The sequence below is a fragment of the Pseudomonas sp. Pse1 genome (assembly GCF_024519635.1).
In the GTDB taxonomy this organism is placed as follows: Bacteria; Pseudomonadota; Gammaproteobacteria; order Pseudomonadales; family Pseudomonadaceae; genus Aquipseudomonas.
The window spans coordinates 494,282-511,367 of record NZ_JALJRO010000001.1 but is presented as its reverse complement, the minus strand read 5'-3'; the positions used below and the strand labels follow the sequence as shown (position 1 = coordinate 511,367).

The 17,086-nt window shown below is 63.3% G+C and carries 15 protein-coding genes and 2 pseudogenes; 8 read left to right on the top strand and 9 right to left on the bottom strand.

Annotated features, from left to right (window positions below):
- Positions 1-74 precede the first annotated feature (74 nt).
- From NR126_RS02210 to NR126_RS02185, 6 genes are all read right to left on the bottom strand, one after another.
- A complete protein-coding gene (locus NR126_RS02210) occupies positions 75-464 on the bottom strand; it encodes a carboxymuconolactone decarboxylase family protein (protein WP_027620796.1) in 390 nt (129 codons plus the stop codon).
- 59 nt (positions 465-523) lie between these two features.
- A complete protein-coding gene (locus NR126_RS02205) occupies positions 524-1,975 on the bottom strand; it encodes an NAD-dependent succinate-semialdehyde dehydrogenase (RefSeq protein ID WP_256829591.1) in 1,452 nt (483 codons plus the stop codon).
- Between the two features lie 93 nt (positions 1,976-2,068).
- Positions 2,069-2,554, bottom strand: a complete 486-nt coding sequence (locus NR126_RS02200) for a flavin reductase family protein (protein ID WP_027620798.1) — start codon at positions 2,552-2,554, stop codon at positions 2,069-2,071.
- 12 nt (positions 2,555-2,566) lie between these two features.
- On the bottom strand, positions 2,567-4,048 hold the full coding sequence (locus NR126_RS02195; protein WP_027620799.1) for an aldehyde dehydrogenase: 1,482 nt from the start codon (positions 4,046-4,048) through the stop codon (positions 2,567-2,569).
- Positions 4,045-4,878: an alpha/beta fold hydrolase gene (locus NR126_RS02190; protein WP_027620800.1), complete on the bottom strand. Its 834-nt coding sequence runs from the start codon at positions 4,876-4,878 to the stop codon at positions 4,045-4,047. Before NR126_RS02190 ends, NR126_RS02195 begins: the two co-directional genes overlap by 4 nt.
- Positions 4,879-4,920: 42 nt before the next feature.
- Positions 4,921-5,511 carry an amino acid synthesis family protein gene (locus tag NR126_RS02185; RefSeq protein ID WP_027620801.1) on the bottom strand — a complete coding sequence of 197 codons (591 nt, stop codon included), beginning with the start codon at positions 5,509-5,511 and terminating at the stop codon, positions 4,921-4,923.
- Positions 5,512-5,821: 310 nt separating this feature from the next.
- Between NR126_RS02185 and NR126_RS02180 the strand changes: the two genes are divergently transcribed.
- Positions 5,822-7,948, top strand: coding sequence for a TonB-dependent siderophore receptor (locus NR126_RS02180; RefSeq protein ID WP_256829590.1), 2,127 nt, complete (start codon positions 5,822-5,824; stop codon positions 7,946-7,948).
- A gap of 141 nt (positions 7,949-8,089) precedes the next feature.
- Here the strand turns inward: NR126_RS02180 and NR126_RS02170 are convergent.
- Both NR126_RS02170 and NR126_RS02165 read right to left on the bottom strand, forming a co-directional pair.
- Positions 8,090-8,176: pseudogene (locus NR126_RS02170) on the bottom strand (outer membrane lipoprotein carrier protein LolA); the annotation flags it as partial.
- Positions 8,177-8,232: 56 nt separating this feature from the next.
- A pseudogene (locus NR126_RS02165) lies at positions 8,233-8,319 on the bottom strand (outer membrane lipoprotein carrier protein LolA); the annotation flags it as partial.
- 245 nt (positions 8,320-8,564) lie between these two features.
- Here NR126_RS02165 and NR126_RS02160 point away from each other — a divergent pair.
- Both NR126_RS02160 and NR126_RS02155 read left to right on the top strand, forming a co-directional pair.
- The gene (locus tag NR126_RS02160; RefSeq protein WP_256829589.1) at positions 8,565-9,428 is read left to right on the top strand and encodes a DMT family transporter; all 864 of its coding nucleotides are present in this window, start codon (positions 8,565-8,567) and stop codon (positions 9,426-9,428) included.
- Between the two features lie 49 nt (positions 9,429-9,477).
- A complete protein-coding gene (locus NR126_RS02155) occupies positions 9,478-10,020 on the top strand; it encodes a DinB family protein (protein WP_105755197.1) in 543 nt (180 codons plus the stop codon).
- On the opposite strand, the gene NR126_RS02150 is transcribed toward NR126_RS02155, so the two are convergent.
- On the bottom strand, positions 10,017-10,808 hold the full coding sequence (locus NR126_RS02150) for an SDR family NAD(P)-dependent oxidoreductase (protein WP_105755198.1): 792 nt from the start codon (positions 10,806-10,808) through the stop codon (positions 10,017-10,019). The two genes, NR126_RS02155 and NR126_RS02150, sit on opposite strands and share 4 nt — an antisense overlap.
- Before the next feature lie 312 nt (positions 10,809-11,120).
- On the opposite strand from NR126_RS02150, the gene NR126_RS02145 reads away from it, so the two are divergent.
- The 5 genes from NR126_RS02145 to NR126_RS02125 all read left to right on the top strand — a co-directional run bounded on the left by NR126_RS02145 (position 11,121) and on the right by NR126_RS02125 (position 17,041).
- A complete protein-coding gene (locus tag NR126_RS02145; RefSeq protein WP_256829588.1) occupies positions 11,121-12,371 on the top strand; it encodes an OprD family outer membrane porin in 1,251 nt (416 codons plus the stop codon).
- 55 nt (positions 12,372-12,426) lie between these two features.
- Positions 12,427-13,782: an MFS transporter gene (locus tag NR126_RS02140; RefSeq protein WP_027620807.1), complete on the top strand. Its 1,356-nt coding sequence runs from the start codon at positions 12,427-12,429 to the stop codon at positions 13,780-13,782.
- Positions 13,783-13,865: 83 nt separating this feature from the next.
- Complete coding sequence (locus NR126_RS02135) at positions 13,866-14,840, top strand: AraC family transcriptional regulator (RefSeq protein ID WP_256829587.1); 975 nt, start codon at positions 13,866-13,868, stop codon at positions 14,838-14,840.
- A gap of 96 nt (positions 14,841-14,936) precedes the next feature.
- On the top strand, positions 14,937-16,046 hold the full coding sequence (locus NR126_RS02130) for an NAD/NADP-dependent octopine/nopaline dehydrogenase family protein (protein WP_256829586.1): 1,110 nt from the start codon (positions 14,937-14,939) through the stop codon (positions 16,044-16,046).
- On the top strand, positions 16,043-17,041 hold the full coding sequence (locus tag NR126_RS02125) for a 3-hydroxybutyryl-CoA dehydrogenase (protein WP_256829585.1): 999 nt from the start codon (positions 16,043-16,045) through the stop codon (positions 17,039-17,041). Before NR126_RS02130 ends, NR126_RS02125 begins: the two co-directional genes overlap by 4 nt.
- The last annotated feature ends 45 nt before the right edge of the window (positions 17,042-17,086 follow it).

The window sequence follows — 17,086 nt, the reverse complement described above, 5'->3', positions numbered from 1 at the left end:
GGGGTACGCTCTAAAGTTGGCTGTCCCTGCACAACGGGCATCGTCCGTGGGCGTTTGGTTCAGACAGCCGAAGGTTAACTTGAGGCCTCGGCGTCGGCTTCGGCGAAGGCTTCACGGGCCAGCCGGAAACTGTCCACGGCCGCCGGGACGCCGCAATAAATGCCGACCTGAAGCAGAATTTCGCGTATTTGCTCACGACTCAGGCCGTTACGCAAGGCGCCGCGCACATGCAGCTTGAGTTCGTGCGGACGGTTGAGCGCCGAGATCATCGCCAGGTTGATCATGCTGCGCTCCTTGAGCGACAAGCCCTCGCGCCCCCAGACATGGCCCCAGCAGTACTCGGTGACCATTTCCTGCAGGGGACGGGTGAAGTCATCGGCGTTCTCGATGGAGCGATTGACATAGGCCTCGCCCAGTACCTGGGTGCGGATTTGCAGGCCTTTTTGGTATTTTTCGTTGCTCATTTCAATGTCTCCCATGAATTGCGGGGTGCAAACCCTTGCAGGCGCCGGCAAGCCAGCCCCTACAACCCACCCATCAAGGTGTATTTGATTTCCAGATAATCCTCGATCCCATACTTGGAACCTTCACGCCCCAGGCCCGAGGATTTGATCCCGCCAAACGGCGCGACTTCGGTTGAGATCAACCCTTCGTTGATCCCGACCATGCCGTACTCCAGCGCTTCGCTCATGCGCCAGGCGCGGCCGAGGTCGCGGGTGTAACAGTAGGCGGCGAGGCCGAATTCGGTGTCGTTGGCCATCTGCACGGCCTCGGCTTCGCTGCCGAAACGGAACACCGCCGCCAGTGGGCCGAAGGTTTCCTGGGTGGCGACCTGCATCCGCGCGGTCACGCCAGACAGCACCGTCGGCTGGAAGAAACCATGGCCGAGCGCATGCCGTTCGCCGCCACAAAGCAGCTCGGCGCCATGGGCGAGGGCGTCCTGCACGTGCTCCTCGACCTTGGCCACCGCGCGCTCGTTGATCAGCGGACCTTGAGTCACGCCGCTATCGAAACCGCTGCCGACCTGCAGTTGCGCGACCCGTTCCGCCAGCCGTGCTACGAACGCATCGTGGATGCCGTCCTGCACCAGGAAGCGGTTGACGCAGACGCAGGTCTGCCCGGCGTTGCGGAACTTGGCGATCAACGCGCCTTCCACCGCACGCTCGAGATCGGCATCGTCGAAGACGATAAAGGGCGCGTTACCACCCAACTCCAGCGAGACCTTTTTCAGGGTCGGTGCGCACTGCGCCATGAGCAGTTTGCCAATCGCCGTCGAACCGGTGAACGACAGCTTGCGCACCTTCGAGCTGGCGGTGAGTTCGCCGCCGATGGCAACGGCGTCGCCGGTGATCACGTTGAAAATCCCCGGCGCAATCCCTGCCTGTTCGGCCAGCGCCGCCATGGCCAGGGCCGAGAACGGGGTTTCCGGCGCCGGCTTGACGATGCACGGGCAACCGGCGGCGAGGGCCGGGCCAGCCTTGCGGGTGATCATCGCGGCAGGGAAGTTCCACGGGGTGATCGCCGCCACGACGCCGATCGGCTCCTTGCTGACGACGATGCGCGCATCGCCCTTGTGGCTGGGAATGGTGTCGCCATAGATGCGCTTGGCTTCTTCGGCGAACCACGCGATAAAACTCGCGGCGTAGAGGATTTCGCCCTTGGCCTCGGCCAGTGGCTTGCCTTGTTCGAGGGTGAGGATCGCGGCCAGGGCGTCGGCGTTTTCCAGCATCAGCCCGTGCCAGCGCTTGAGAATGTTGCTGCGTTCCTTGGCGGTCAGCCCACGCCAGGCCGGCCATGCCTTATTGGCCGCGTCGATGGCCAGGCGCGCGTGTTCGGCGCCGAGGTTGGGCACCCGGCCGATGAGTTCACCGTTGGCCGGATTGAAGATGTCCTGCTGCGCACCGTCGGGGGCGTCGAGCCATTGGCCGTTGATATAGGCCTGCTGGCGGAACAGGGGGGAGGCGGCTGGGTTCATGCGGGCTCCTGGCAAAAATAGTGAAATCTGCACGAGTCCCTGTGGGAGCGGCCCGGGCGGCGTTCCGCTCCCACAGGAGGTGGCGGGGCCGTGTCAGGCCAACGTGGGCAGCGGCCCGAGCTTGCCTTTGTGGTAGATCATCGGGGTCACCGGTTGCGCGGGCAGGATCAGGTTTTTCACCGCGCCGACGATGATCGCGTGATCGCCGCCGTCGTATTCGCGCCACAATTCGCATTCGATGATCGCCGTCGCCTTGCCGAGCAGCGGATTGCCCAGCTCGCTCAGGTGCCAGTCGATGCCGGCTGCCTTGTCCTTGCCCTTGCCGGCGAACGCATAGGCCTCGGCGGTCTGGTCGGCGGACAGCAGGTGAATCGCGAACTGCTTGCTGTCACGCAGGATCGGGTAGGTGTCGGAGCCGTAGTTGGGGCAGAACAGCACCAGCGCCGGGTCGATCGACAGGGCACTGAAGGCGCTGGCGGTGATGCCGACGATGGCGCCATCCGGGTCGAGGGTGGTGACCACCGTGACGCCGGACGGGAAGGAGCTCATGACGTCTTTGTAAATGCCGGGTTCGATCATTTTTTTGGACTCCTAGCGCATGACAAACGGATCAGGCATCGGTGCCTGGGACAGGTTGATCCACACCGTTTTCAGCTCGGTGTAGGCCAGCACCGAATCGATGCCGCTTTCGCGTCCATAGCCGCTGTTCTTGAAACCGCCGATCGGCGCCATGGCCGAGACCGCGCGGTAGGTGTTGACCCAGATGATCCCCGAACGCACGTCACGGGCCAGGCGGTGGGCGCGGCCCAGGTCGCGGGTCCAGATGCCGGCGGCGAGGCCGAACTGCGAGTCGTTGGCGATTGCCAGGGCTTCGGCTTCGTCCTTGAAACGGATCACCGACGCCACCGGGCCGAAGACTTCTTCCTGCATGATCTTCATCGAGTTGCGGTCGCACTCGAACAGCGTCGGCTCATAGAACCAGCCATCGCCGAGGCCCGCCGGACGCTTGCCGCCCAGGCGCAAGCGCGCACCTTCGGCTATCGCGTCGGCCACCAGGCCTTCGACCACCGCCAGTTGCTGCGCGGTGGCCATCGGGCCCATTTCGCTGCTGTCGTCCTGCGGGTTGCCGATGCGGATGCGCTCGGCGCGCTGCACCAGGCGGCTGACGAATTCGTCGTAAATCTCGTCTTGCACCAGCAGTCGCGAACCGGACACGCAGCTCTGTCCGGAGGCCGCGTAGATCCCGGCGATGGCGCCGTTGATCGCGCTGTCCAGGTCGGCGTCGGCGAAGATGATGTTCGGCGACTTGCCGCCCAGTTCCAGCGACAGCTTGGCGAAGTTCTCAGCGCTGCTGCGCACCACATGGCGAGCAGTGGCGGCGCCGCCGGTGAAGGCGATCTTGCGCACCAGCGGGTGACGGGTCAGGGCGGCACCGGTGCTCGGCCCGTAACCGGTGACCACGTTGACTACCCCCGGCGGGATCCCGGCTTCCAGCGCCAGGCGCGCCAGTTCAAGGATGGTTGCCGAGGCGTGCTCGGACGGCTTGATCACGATGGTGTTGCCCGCCGCGAGGGCTGGAGCCAGTTTGATCGCGGTCAGGTACAGCGGGCTGTTCCAGGGGATGATCGCGGCGACCACACCCATGGCTTCGTGCACGGTGTAGGCAAACAGGTCCGGCTTGTCCAGCGGCAGGGTGCCGCCTTCGAGTTTATCGGCAAGGCCGGCGGTGTAGTGGAAAAATTCCGGCAAATAGCTGACCTGGCCACGGGTCTCGCGGATCAGCTTGCCGTTGTCGCGGCTTTCCAGCTGCGCCAGGTGTTCCTTGTTCTCGGCGATCAGATCACCGAGGCGGCGCAGCAACTTGCCCCGGGCGGTGGCGGTGAGCCCGCGCCAGGCCGGGCTGTCGAAGGCGGTCTGCGCAGCCTGCACGGCGCGCTCGACATCGGCTTCGTCGGCGTCGGGCAACTGCGCCCAGGGCTCGGCCAGCGCCGGGTTGAGGCTGTCGAAAGTCTTGCCGGAGAGGGCATCGACCCATTCCCCGCCGATGCACATCTGGAAGCGTGCGAGTGTCATGCAACAATCCCCTTTATATGGTTTTGTCGGGAGTAGGCAAGGTCGAGGAACTCCAGCAGCATCTGGTTGACCAGGCGCGGCGACTCTACCGGCATCATATGCCGTTGCTCGTGCAGCACCGCAACCTTCGCGCCGGGTATGCAGCGAGCCAGTTGCTCGGCCATTTCCGGGGTCGAACCGGGGTCCAGTTCGCCGGTGGCGATCAGCGTCGGCACCTGGATACTCGCCAGGTCGTCGGCGCGGTACATGTCCTGGGTGGCGAACAGCTCGTAGGTGGTCAGGTAACCCTGGGGGTCGTTCTGCGCCAGGGTCTGGCGCAACGCGGCGATCTGCGCCGGATTGGCGGCCTGGTATTCGCGACTGAACCAGCGCGACAGTGCCGCTTCGGCGTTGGCATCCGGACCGTGTTCGGCGGCCTGAGCGGTGCGAGCAATCACCCCGGCGCGTTGTTCAGCGGTGCGATTGAACACGCTATTGAGCACCACCAGGCTCTGCAGGCGTTGCGGGTAATGCAGGGCGAAGGCCCGCGCCACCAGGCCTCCCATGGAAAAGCCGATCACCGTGGCCGCCGGCAATTGCAGGTGATCGAGCAGCTCCAGCAACTGCTCGGCATAACCGAGCAGGGGCGTGCCACTGGCCGGGCGCGGGCTGGCGCCGTGACCGAGCATGTCGTAGGCGATCACCCGGTATTTGGACGCCAGGCCAACGACCTGGCCGCCCCACATTTCTTTATTCAGGCCCACGCCGTGGATCAAAACCACGGGCTGGCCTTGGCCGGTCGCCAGGTAACTGGTTCCAGCCGGGGTGAGTTCAGCGGTGAGCCGAATCATGGAGCGCTCCTGCAGACCTTTTTGTTGGAGTGAACGACCGGCTTACTGGGCTTTTTCGGCGGCCAGTTCTTCCAGGTCGATGTAGCGGTTACCGATACGCGGATGCAGGCGGCCACCGTCGGCGCAGCCGAGGACGACGACGATTTCGTCGGCACGTGGCGCGTCTTCGATTTGCATTTCCAGGGTGATGTAGTGCGAGCGCAGGCCTTCGTCGTCCTTGTGCATCATCGGGATCTGGATCGAAGTGCCCGGACCACCGCGCTTGTTGGTGAAGCTCAGATAGCTCTTGGCCTTGACCGCTTCGCGATAGTGGTTGCCGAAGCGCAGGGTGTGGATCACCGCCGAGGCGTGTTCGATCTCGCCGTCAGCACCGACCACTGCTGCCTTGCCGTAAGCCTCGATTTTCTCGGCACCACCGATAATCCCCACCAGGCGCTCCACCATCAGCGCGCCGAGGTCGGAGCAGTTGGCACGGATCTGCGGCTTGAGGTCTTCGACAAAACCGTTGCCCAGCCATGGGTTCTTCATCACCACGGCGAGGCCGACCATGGTCACCGGCTTGTCGGTGGGCTTGCCGCCCTCGATGAAGGTTTCTTCGACATAGCTGACGATCTTGCGGATTTCGAAACTCATGAGCTGCTCCATACGAGAAGAAAAGTGTCTGTGCGTCTGATGGTATACCATAATACCGATCGTGCAAGCGCTTAATCCGGTTTCTCGTCGGGAGGCGATGAAAAGCAGGGGGGGAGGGATGACGCGGTTTGAACTGTGGGAGCGGGCTTGCTCCTACAGGGGGTATGGCGGCGATCCCAGGAAGATCGGAGGCAGAAGATCAAAGGCTTAACTGAGAATACGTATCAAAAACAAATGAGGTGCTATACCATGCGCCGCAATTTTCTGGCAGGTATGCCGCCCCATTTGGCTATTCAGCAAGGTTATCTCGATGCGTCGTACGCTGCTGTCGATCTGTGTGCTCCAGGCAATCTCTGCGTCATCCTGGGCCGACCAGGCCACAAACGATGAAAACGTCCTGCAACTGCAAGCGACCGACATCGTCGGCACCGCGGAGTATGAAAACCCGCTGGGCCCGGTGGACGGCTACCGCGCCACTCGCTCGGCCAGCGCCACCCGCACCGACACCGCGCTCCATGAAACGCCGCAGTCGATCAGCGTAGTGGGCAAGGACGTGGTCCAGGACCTCAGTGCCACGCGCCTGCAGGACGCCCTCGACTACGCCGGCGGCGTTGGCCGGGCCAATAATTTTGGCGGCCAGGGCCTGACCACCTTTACTGTGCGCGGTTTCACCACCGGTGAGTTCTATCGCAACGGCTTTCCGATTAACCGCGGTTATCCGAACATGCCGGATGCCAACACCATCGAACGCCTGGAAGTGCTGCGCGGGCCGGCGACCACGCTCTACGGTCGCGGCGATCCGGGTGGCACCTTCAACGTCGTCTCCAAGCAGCCGCTGGCCGAACCGACGGTGACCCTGGGCAGCCAGTTCGATGATCAGGGCATGCAGCGCGGTACCCTGGATGCCTCCGGTCCGCTCGATGAAGAAGGCCGTTTGGCTTATCGCCTGAATGTGGTGGGCGAGGGCGGCGACACCTTCCGCGACCATGTCGAGACCGAACGCTACGGCGTGACCCCGGTGCTGAGCTGGCAGGTCAACGATGAGACCAAGCTGATCTTCGAGGGGGACTTCATGCGCAACAATCACCCGCTCGATCGCGGCGTGACGCGCTACCCGAATCAGATCGGCACCGCCTCGCGCGAGACCTTCTTCGGCGAAAAAGACGTCGGCAAGTTGCACAACGACAACAGCATGGCGCAGTTGCGTTTCGAGCACATGTTGAGCGACGACTGGACCTTGGGCGGCGGCTTCCAGTGGCTGGACGGCAGCCTGCAGGGCAACGCGGTGGAAGCCAATGGCGTCGCGGCAGACGGCCGCACCCTGGGCCGCAACTTCAACTACCGCAAGCTGGAATGGACCGACAAGGACAGCCAACTCAACCTCACCGGGCATTTCAGCGCGGGCGGTTTCGATCACACCTTGCTGACCGGCGTCGAGTACGAGGATTACGACTACCAGTCGATCATCCAGCGCTCCAGCGGCGCGGTGAGCGCCTACCCGATCGACATCTTCAATCCGGTCTACGGCCAGCCACGCCCCGCCTTGACCCGCACCCCGACCGACGATCAGGAAAACCTCAAGACCTACGCCGCCTTCGTCCAGGACCAGGTAGCCCTGACCGAGCGCCTCAAAGTCCTGGCCGGCGCGCGTTTCGAGCGCTTCGAACACGACTACCAGACCTTCGTGCCAGGCGGGCGCAGTTGGCAGGCCAGCGACAACGCGGTGACCCCGCGCCTGGGCGTCACCTACGACCTGACCGACAACGTGGCGCTCTACGCCAACACTGCGCGCTCGTTCAAGCCCAACGCCGGCGCCAGCCGCGAGGGTGGCGGATTCGATCCGGAGAAGGGCAAGTCCTATGAGCTGGGCTTGAAGTGGGAGGCGCTGGACAATCAGTTGAGTGTCGACGCCGCGATCTACCAGATCGAAAAGCGCAACGTGCTGACCACCGACCCCGTGGACTCGACCTACAGCGTGGCCGCGGGCGAGGTGCGCAGCCGTGGCTTCGACCTGAACATCGCCGGCAACCTGACCCCGCAATGGCGGGTGATTGGCGGCTATGCCTACGTCGATGCCGAGGTGACCAAGGACAACGTGATCGATTCCGGCACCCGCCTGATGAACATTCCGCAGAACAGCTTCAGCCTGCTCAACGTCTACGAATTCCAGGACGGCGCGCTCAAGGGCCTGGGCCTTGGCACCGGCCTCAAGTACGTCGACGAGCGCGCCGGGCAGACCGCCAACACCGCGTTCTCCATGGCCAGCTACACCGTCGTCGATCTGCTCGGCTACTACAAGGTCAACGACAGGATCCGCCTCAACCTGGATGTGAAGAACCTGACCGATGAAGACTACGAAGAGGGCGCGTTCGGCAACGTCTACGCCTATCCGGGGGCACCGAGGACGGTACAGGTTGGGATTGCGTATACCCTTTGAACACTCCTGTAGGAGCGAGCCTGCCCGCGAAAAACCTGCGGGCGCCGCGGACATTCAGGCAGCCCGCGTCATCGTTGACGACCATCGCGAGCAGGCTCGCTCCTACAGAAACTGCGGCCGATCACACGATCTGCGGACACTGCAAATCACTGTGGGAGCAAGCCTGCTCGCGAAAAACCTGAGGGCGCCGCGTGCATTCAGGCAGCCCGCGTCATCGTTGACGACCATCGCGAGCAGGCTCGCTCCTACAGAAACTGGGGCCGATCACACGATCTGCGGACACTGCAAATCACTGTAGGAGCGAGCCTGCTCGCGAAAAACCTGCGGGCGCCGCGTGCATTCAGGCAGCCCGCGTCATCGTTGACGACCATCGCGAGCAGGCTCGCTCCTACAGGAACTGCGGCCGATTACACGATCTGCGAACACTGCAAATCACTGTGGGAGCGAGCCTGCTCGCGAAAAACCTGAGGGCGCCGCGTACATCCAGACAGTCAGCATAATCCGCGAAAGGTCTTATCTACATCTTGAGTAGTAGGCCCTCTGGCTCATTGCACGCCGGCTGTTTGTTCGTAGACACTGGACAACCCTCCATCTCCGCTGCCCATCCGAGCGCGCAATGACCGAAAACCGCGATTCACCGCAGTGGCTGTTGCTGGGCGGCACGCTGTTCAGCCTGGTGGCCTTTGCCGCCAACTCGATCTTCTGTCGCCTGGCCCTGAAAAGCGCCGCCATCGACCCCGAGTCCTTCACCGCCATTCGCCTGATCGGCGGCGCGCTGTTTTTGATGCTGCTGTTGCGCCTCGGCAACAAGGGTGAGGCGGCGGGCAGTTGGCGCGGCGGGCTCTATCTGTTTGTCTACGCCTACCTGTTTTCCCTGGCCTACATCCATCTCGACGCCGGGGTCGGCGCGTTGATTCTGTTCGGCGCCGTGCAAATCACCATGTTCGCCCTGGGCTGGAAAAACGGCGAGAAAGTGCGGCCGAAAACCGCTGTCGGGATGCTGCTGGCGTTCGGCGGCTTGATCGTCCTGCTTGCTCCCGGCGGCAACGCGCCGCCACTGCTCAGCGCCGTGGCCATGACCATCGCGGGGATCGCTTGGGGTATTTATTCGATCCTCGGCAGGCGCTCGACCAATCCGCTCAAGGATACCGCCGGCAATTTCCTGCGCAGCGTGCCGCTGGTGGTTCTCGCCGCCCTCGTAACCCTGGCGCAAGGCGCCATCTCCATCACCCCAACCGGCGCGCTCTATGCGGCCGCGTCCGGCGTGCTGGCCTCGGGCGCCGGCTATGCGGTGTGGTACGCGGTGCTCGGCAAAATGCGTGCGCAGACGGCAGCTACCTTGCAGTTGAGCGTGCCGGTGCTGGCGTCGGTGGCGGGGGTGGTGTTTTTGGGGGAGGGGTTGTCGACGCGGCTAATGATTGCTTCGGTGATAGTGCTGGGGGGGATTGGGTTGGCATTGCGAGGTGCCACGCGGCAGTGATAAAAGCCTTACAAGATCCGCTTGGCCCACCCGCAAGGACCACCCCCGCATGAACCGCACCCAGCACATCCACCTCATGGCAACCTACAACCAGTGGATGAACGCCAAGCTTTACCAGGCCGCCAGCAGCCTGCCCGATGAGGAACTCGCCGCCGACCGCAAAGCCTTCTTCGGTTCCATTCTCGGCACCCTGAATCACCTGGCGCTAGGCGACCGGGTCTGGCTGCAGCGTTTCGCCAGGCACCCGGCGAACTATCCGCTACTGGAGCCGATTCGCCAGTTGCCGGCACCGAGCAATCTCAAGGCATTGCAGTTCACCAACATCCGCGAGCTGTCCGCCCATCGCGCGTGGCTCGATCAACTGATTATCGAGTGGGCCGGCTCGATTACCGAGGCTGAGCTGGACCATCCTCTCGAGTACGCCAACATGAAAGGCGTACCGGCCCAGAAGGATTTCTTCGGCCTGATCATGCATTTCTTCAACCACCAGACCCATCACCGTGGCCAGGTGACGACCTTGCTCTCGCAGGCCGGTGTCGACCCGGGTGATACCGACCTGGTGATCCTGATTCCCTCCGAGCCTGTGGCCTAGAACGCGCTCTTGATCACTCCGCCATCGGCGCGCAACGCCGCCCCGGTGGTCGCCGACGACAGTGGACTGGCGACATAGGCGACCAGGGAGGCGATTTCCTGCGGTGAGCTGAAGCGCTTGATCAGCGAGGTGGGCCGGACCTTCTCGAAGAACTCCTTCTCGAAACCTTCAAAGGATTGGCCCTGCGCCTTGGCCAGGGTCTCGACGAACTCGCCGACGCCACGGGATTTGGTCGGCCCCGGCAGCACGCTGTTGACGGTAATGCCGGTGCCGGCCACGGCTTCTGCCAGGCCACGGGCGACCGCAAGCTGGGCGGTTTTGGTCACCCCGTAGTGGATCATTTCGACCGGAATCTGCACCCCGCTTTCGCTGGAAATAAAAATGATGCGGCCCCAGTTGGCCTGCTTCATCGCCGGCAGGAACAGTCGGGCCAGGCGTACGCCACTGAGCACGTTGACGTCGAAGAAGCGTTGCCAGTCTTCGTCGGGGATCTCTTCGAAGGGCTTGGGCTCGAAGATGCCGAGGTTATTCACCAGGATCTCCACCCCCGGAAAGCGTCGCGCGACCTCGTCGGCGGCGGCCGCCGTGCTCAGGTCGCCGGCAAATCCATGCACTTGAGCGCCGGTCTGCGCCTGCAGTTGCGCTACCACGCTGTCCACCGACGCCTGGGAGCGACCATTGACGATCACGCGAGCGCCTTCCTCGGCCAGGGTAGTGACGATCGCCAGGCCGATGCCGGCGGTGCTGCCGCTGACCAGGGCGAGTTTGCCTTGCAGGTTCAGGTCCATGAGCGAGTGCCTTCTTCGTGGGTGGAAAAAGCAGGCGACGGGGCCGCCAAGGGTGAGGAATCAGTCTAGTGCGGTTTTCCCGATTGAACGCCACGTTCGTCGTGTTCTGCGCGGCCACCGCGCTAAGGAAATCCCGTAGGCGCACTGGAGTTTTCCCCGCCCTCGATGCTGTTCGTCTCGATACCACCCCGGCCGCTACTGACTTACCTTGCACAAGCCTTATGCAGGCCGCCGGTTCGGCCGCCACTGCGTCTGGCTTGAATGCGCTCCTATAACAACAGTGCCAAGCACGTACAGAGGTGGAGAGGGTTGATGTCCAGGGATAAGCAAGCGTGCCGCGGGCTCGCAATTGCCAGCGTGATGGGGATGGTCTGTGCGCCATGGGGCGCCCAGGCGGATGTGATGGATGACAGTCACTTCAAGGTCGATACCCGCAACTTCTATTTGCACCGCAACTACACCAATACCAACGCACCGGTGTCCGAAGTGCACAGTTGGTCCCAGGGCTTCGATGCCCAGTTCACCTCCGGCTATACCGACACCGCATTGGCAGTTGGGCTGGATGTGGACGCACAGTACGCGCTGCGCCTGGACTCGTCGGGCAATGACGGTTCGTTACCCTTCAGCGTGCATGACCAGCAGACCGCCAACGACTACAGCCGTGCCGGCGCGACCCTGAAAATGCGCTACAGCAAGACCGAGCTCAAGGTCGGCGACCTGCGTCCGCAGTATCCGGTGGCTTTCGATGACCCCAGCCGGCAGCTGGATACCCTCTACCAGGGCGCGGTGGTTGAGTCGAAAGAGGTCGATGGTCTGACGCTCACCGGCGGGCGTTTCTGGTCGGCGGTGACTCGTGAATCGTCGAACCACGAGAAGCTCTACAAATTCGGTTCCACCGACAACCTCGACAGCGACGGCCTGGATTTTGGCGGCGCCACCTACGACATCACCAAGAACCTGCAAGCCAGTTATTTCTACGGCGTTCTCCACGACATCTACCAGCAGCACTACTTCGGCCTGATGCACATGGCCGAGCTGGGCAATGGCTACAAGCTCAAGACCGACCTGCGTTACTTCAACAACAACGAGGATGGCAACGCGCTCAACGGTGAAATCGACAACCGTTCCTGGGGCACGCTGTTCAGCCTGTTCAAGGGCGCGCACATGGTCGGCCTCAGCTACCAGCGCATGCTCGGTGACAGCGTGTTCCCGACCATGAACGGCTACATCCCGCAACCTTACCTGGTGCACTGGTCGTCCCTGGGCTTCGTGCGTCCGGGCGAACGTTCTTGGGCTGCACGCTACAGCTATGACTTCGCCGGGATGGGCCTGCCGGGGCTGAAGTTCGTCACCCGCTACACCAAGGGTACCCAATGGGACCGGGGCGCCAACCTCAGCGATAACCAGGAGAGCGAACGCTTCCTCGGCTTTAACTACGTGGTGCAAAGCGGGGCGCTGCAAGGCCTCGGTTTTGACCTGCGCAACATCGATGTGAAGCAGAAGTACGGCTACGACTACAACGAATTCCGCGTCGCCACGACCTACACCTGGAAGTTCTGGTAAGCCCCGTCGACCAGCGCCTTGCGTGCCCGGGCGCCCTCCAAGAGAAATAAAACCAATGAATACTCAAGTCGATACCGCGCTGTTGCAGAAGAAAAAGACCTACCTCTATGAGTGGTATGTGGTGGGTCTGTGCATGGTCGCCTACATCTTTTCCTTCGTGGACCGGCAGATCCTCGCGCTGATGATCGAGCCGATCAAGGCCGACCTGCAGCTCAGCGACACCCAGTTCAGCCTGCTGCACGGCCTGGCGTTCTCCCTGTTCTATGCGTTCATGGGCATGCCCATCGCCTACCTGGCGGACCGTTTTTCACGACCGAAAATCATCGCCGTCGGCGTGGTGTTCTGGAGCCTGACCACAGCGGCCTGCGGCCTGAGCAAGAACTTTCTGCACATGTTCCTCGCGCGGATTGGCGTCGGCGTGGGCGAGGCGGCCTTGTCGCCGTCGGCCTACTCGATGTTCAGCGACATGTTCCCCAAGGAAAAGCTCGGGCGCGCGGTGGGCATCTACTCCATCGGCTCGTTCATCGGCGGCGGTTTGGCGTTCCTGGTGGGCGGCTATGTGATTGCTCTGCTCAAGGACATGAACACCATCGAAGTCGCGGTGCTTGGTGCGGTCAAGGCCTGGCAGCTGGCGTTCTTTATTGTCGGTCTGCCGGGGATTCTTGTCGGCCTGCTGATCTGGCTGACCGTGCGTGACCCGGCGCGCAAGGGCCTGCAACTGGATGCCGAAGGCAAGCCACGCAAGGTCGGGCTGGGTGACGGTCTGCGCTTCCTCGGTCGCCATCGCGCCACCTTCAGCTTCCACTACCTGGGCTTTTCCTTCTACGCCATGGTGCTGTTCTGCATGATGAGCTGGAGCCCGGCGCTGTACATCCGCAAGTTCGGCCTGTCGCCGGTGGAGGCGGGCTACATGCTCGGCACCGTGCTGTTGCTGGCCAACACCGCCGGGGTGCTGTTTGGCGGCTGGCTCACCGACTACCTGGCCAAGCGCGGCCATCAGGATGCGGCGATGCGCACCGGGGTGATTGGCGCCCTGGGGATGATCGTGCCGGCGGTGCTGTTCCCGCAGGTCGATCAGCTGTGGCTGTCGGTGACCCTGCTGGTGCCGGCGATGTTCTTCGCCTCGTTCCCGATGCCGGCGTCCACCGCGGCCATGCAGATCCTCGCGCCAAACCAGGTGCGCGCCCAGGTCTCGGCGGTGTTCCTGCTGATCAGCAACCTGCTGGGCCTGGGGCTGGGTACAACGCTGGTGGCGCTGTTGACTGACCGTTACTTCGGCTCGCCGGCCGCCGTGGGTTCTTCGATGTCGCTGGTGATGATTGGCGCCTCGGCCCTCACCGTGCTGTTGCTGTGGCGCGGTTGCAAGTGCTTTCGCGAGAGCTATGCGCGGGAGTATCCGAATCGGCCGTGATACTCGAACTCGATGATTGACCCCTCGGCCTCGCCCCGTCTTACGGTGCGGGGCCTTGGCGTTGCAGAACCGGAGAAGTTTCTATGTTGAATGACATCCATCTGCTCGAGCGGCACAGCCTCCTGAGTTCCGCCGATCAACGCGAGATCCAGGCCAGGGTCAGCCATTACCTGTGCCCGCATCGCTTCACCGTGCTGCGCGACGCGCCGATCCACACCCGGCTCAACGGTGTGTTCTTCGGCGACTCGGCACTGCTCGACCTGCGTTACGGCGCACCGGTGGAAATCAGCATCGGCGACATCGCCGACCAGTACCTGTTTCGCATCACCTTGCAAGGCCACTGCGAGGTAGCTCACGGTCGGCGCAGTGCGGCGATGCAGGCCGGCTGCCTGAGCGTGTCGTCGCCATTCGCCAGGAGCCGGATCGTCACCGATGGCGAATGCCGCAACCTGATCCTGCGGGTCGACCGCGATGCCCTCGAAACCCAGTTGCAACGCCTGCTCGGGCGCAGCTTGCGGCAGCCGGTGATCTTCGAGGTCAGCGTCGACCGGCAGGGCGCCGGCGTTGTCAGCCTGTACCACACCCTCGATTACATCTGCCGGTTGTACGGCAGCGGCGTCGAGGGCCCGCATATCGCCGTCGGTCTCTCGGACTACCTGATGCAGCTGCTGCTGACCCAGTTGCCCCACAACTATTGCGCCGATTTGCTGCGCGATCCCCGCGCGCCGTTGCCCCACCATGTGCGCAAGGCGCGGGACTATATAGAAGAACATCTCGATCAAAGCATCAGCCTCAGCACCCTCAGCGAGCTGTGCGGCGTGTCGATCCGCACCCTGCAAAACGGCTTTCGGCAGTTCCTCCAGCAGCCACCGCTGGACTACATCCGCGACCGGCGTCTGGCGCTGATCCACGAGGCTTTGAAGCAGGCCAGGGACAACGACAGCGTGACCAGCATCCTGTTGCGCCACGGCATCAACAGCCTCGGGCATTTCTCCAGTCTCTATCGCCAGCGCTATGGCTGCCTGCCGTCGGACACGCTGCGCCGGCGGATGCATTGACGCGGCTGCGTGATCGGTCGCTTCGCTGCGCAATCGGATAAGCCTGTGGCGGCGCGCCTCGCTAGCATCGAGTCTCTAACAAGAGGAGTGTCTTAGATGAAGATCAGTGTGCTCGGTGGTGGTCATGGCTGTTACGCGGCGGCGGTGGAAATGGCCGAGAAGGGCCATCAGGTGCGCCTGTGGCGGCGGGACGGTGCGGCGCTCAAGGCGCTGCTGGAAATCGGCAGCCTGACGGTCCGCGATTACCGTGGTACGCGCCAGGTGTCGGTGGGTCAGGCGGGTGATCTGCTGACCCTGACCGACAACCTGGCCGAAGCCCTCGGCGATGCGCAACTGGTGATCGTGCCGCTGCCGTCGACCTCACACGACGACCTGGCCCAGCAGGTCGCACCGCACCTGCATGACGGCCAGGTGCTGTTCCTGCCACCGGGGACCTTTGGCAGCTATGTGTTCGCCAGGGCCATGGCGGATGCCGGCAATCACAGTCGGGTAGCCTTCGCTGAAACCGGCACCCTGCCGTATCTGGTACGCAAGCACGGTGCCAACCAACTGGTGATCAGTTGCTACGCGACCCGGCTGCCGACCGGGGTGTTTCCCGCCGAGTTGTCCGGGTCGGCCTTTGCGGTATTGCGCGAGGCTTATCCGAGTGTCGAGCCGATCGAAGACGCCCTCAGTGGTGCGCTGATGAATGCCGGGCCGATCATTCACCCGCCGTTGATCATGATGAACGCCGGGCCCCTGGAGCACTTCGAGACCTGGGACATTCACAACGAGGGTACTCAGCCGTCGATTCGCCGGGTGACCAACCAGCTCGACGCCGAGCGCATGGCCGTGCGTGAGGCATTGGGCTACGGCGCGCCGCACTTTCCATTGGCCGATCACTACAACAGCACGGAAGGCGAGGAGTGGATGTACGGCCGTGGTGCCCACGGCAAGTTGACCGACAGTGGCGACTGGCGTGAAGACATCAATCTGCAGACCCACCGTTACATGCTCGAAGACACGCGCCTTGGCCTGTCATTGCTGGTGTCTGTGGGGCGCTGGGCGGGTGTGCCGACCCCGGTCGCGCAAGGCCTGCTGAGCATCGCTTCGGCAGTGTCCGGGCGCAATCTCTACGCCGAAGGCCGGACCCTGGAAAACCTCGGTCTGGCCGGGCTCGACCGGGCACAGATGAGCGCGCTGCTGACCCAGGGTTGCCCACGATGAACGCTGTGCTGCCGAAGGTCTGCGTGGTCGGCGCCGGGCGGATGGGCGAGGGCATTGCCCTGGCGTTCATCCATGCCGGTCTGCCAGTGAGCCTGATCGATATCAAGGAACGCGCTGAGGACCAGCGCCGGGATTACTTCGAAAAGGTGCGCAACAACCTGCGCAGTGAATTGCAGATGCTGGTGCGCCTGGGGTTGCTTGAGGACGCGCAGGCGGACATTGCCCTGGCGCGCCTGACTCTGCAATCGCGGACCCAGGCAGCGGCAACCTTGGGCGAGTGCGACCTGGTTTTCGAGGCGGTGCCGGAAGTCATCGAGTTGAAGCAGGCGACTTTTGCCTGGGTGAGCCAGCAGGTGCCGGCATCGACCATTATTGCCTCGACCACCTCGACCTTCCTGGTTACCGAGCTGGCGGGGATGGTCGACGCGCCGCAGCGTTTCGTCAACGCCCATTGGCTCAATCCCGCCTACCTGATGCCGCTGGTGGAAGTCAGCCGCAGTGAGACGACGTGTGCGCAGGTGGTCGAGCGCCTGCTGCAGTTGCTCAAACGCATCGGCAAGGTGCCGGTGGTGTGCAACCCGGTGGCCGGCTACATCGTGCCGCGCATCCAGGCGCTGGCGATGAACGAGGCGGCGAGGATGGTCGAGGAGGGCGTGGCCAGCGCCGAGGATATCGACACGGCGGTTCGGGTCGGCTTTGGCTTGCGGTTTTCGGTGTTGGGGCTGCTGGAGTTTATCGATTGGGGCGGCGGCGACATTCTCTACTACGCCTCGCGCTACCTGAGCCGCGAACTGGACCCGCGCTTCGAGTCGCCGCAGGTCATTGCCGACAACATGCAGGGCGGTCGCAATGGCTTGCGCGATGGGCAGGGGTTCTACGATTACCGGGAACGGGATGTGGAGGCCTACAAGCAGCAACGGCTCGGGGAGTTCGTGCGCAAGTTGCAACTGAGCGGGCTGACGCCGGCGTTTGAGGGGGCCTTGCGGCAGGGTTGATGACCCGGGCCTGCCGCTTGGCTCTTGGTGCGATTGCTGTTGCTG

Excerpts from the sequence above, each read along its gene's own strand:
- NR126_RS02155 (WP_105755197.1), top strand. The coding sequence starts at position 9,478 with ATGAACCGCACCCAGCACATCCACCTCATGGCAACCTACAACCAGTGG.
- NR126_RS02195 (WP_027620799.1), bottom strand. The coding sequence starts at position 4,048 with ATGACACTCGCACGCTTCCAGATGTGCATCGGCGGGGAATGGGTCGAT.
- NR126_RS02140 (WP_027620807.1), top strand. The coding sequence starts at position 12,427 with ATGAATACTCAAGTCGATACCGCGCTGTTGCAGAAGAAAAAGACCTAC.
- NR126_RS02125 (WP_256829585.1), top strand. The coding sequence starts at position 16,043 with ATGAACGCTGTGCTGCCGAAGGTCTGCGTGGTCGGCGCCGGGCGGATG.
- NR126_RS02135 (WP_256829587.1), top strand. The coding sequence starts at position 13,866 with ATGTTGAATGACATCCATCTGCTCGAGCGGCACAGCCTCCTGAGTTCC.
- NR126_RS02200 (WP_027620798.1), bottom strand. The coding sequence starts at position 2,554 with ATGATCGAACCCGGCATTTACAAAGACGTCATGAGCTCCTTCCCGTCC.
- NR126_RS02150 (WP_105755198.1), bottom strand. The coding sequence starts at position 10,808 with ATGGACCTGAACCTGCAAGGCAAACTCGCCCTGGTCAGCGGCAGCACC.
- NR126_RS02130 (WP_256829586.1), top strand. The coding sequence starts at position 14,937 with ATGAAGATCAGTGTGCTCGGTGGTGGTCATGGCTGTTACGCGGCGGCG.
- NR126_RS02190 (WP_027620800.1), bottom strand. The coding sequence starts at position 4,878 with ATGATTCGGCTCACCGCTGAACTCACCCCGGCTGGAACCAGTTACCTG.
- NR126_RS02145 (WP_256829588.1), top strand. The coding sequence starts at position 11,121 with ATGTCCAGGGATAAGCAAGCGTGCCGCGGGCTCGCAATTGCCAGCGTG.
- NR126_RS02160 (WP_256829589.1), top strand. The coding sequence starts at position 8,565 with ATGACCGAAAACCGCGATTCACCGCAGTGGCTGTTGCTGGGCGGCACG.
- NR126_RS02205 (WP_256829591.1), bottom strand. The coding sequence starts at position 1,975 with ATGAACCCAGCCGCCTCCCCCCTGTTCCGCCAGCAGGCCTATATCAAC.
- NR126_RS02185 (WP_027620801.1), bottom strand. The coding sequence starts at position 5,511 with ATGAGTTTCGAAATCCGCAAGATCGTCAGCTATGTCGAAGAAACCTTC.
- NR126_RS02180 (WP_256829590.1), top strand. The coding sequence starts at position 5,822 with ATGCGTCGTACGCTGCTGTCGATCTGTGTGCTCCAGGCAATCTCTGCG.
- NR126_RS02210 (WP_027620796.1), bottom strand. The coding sequence starts at position 464 with ATGAGCAACGAAAAATACCAAAAAGGCCTGCAAATCCGCACCCAGGTA.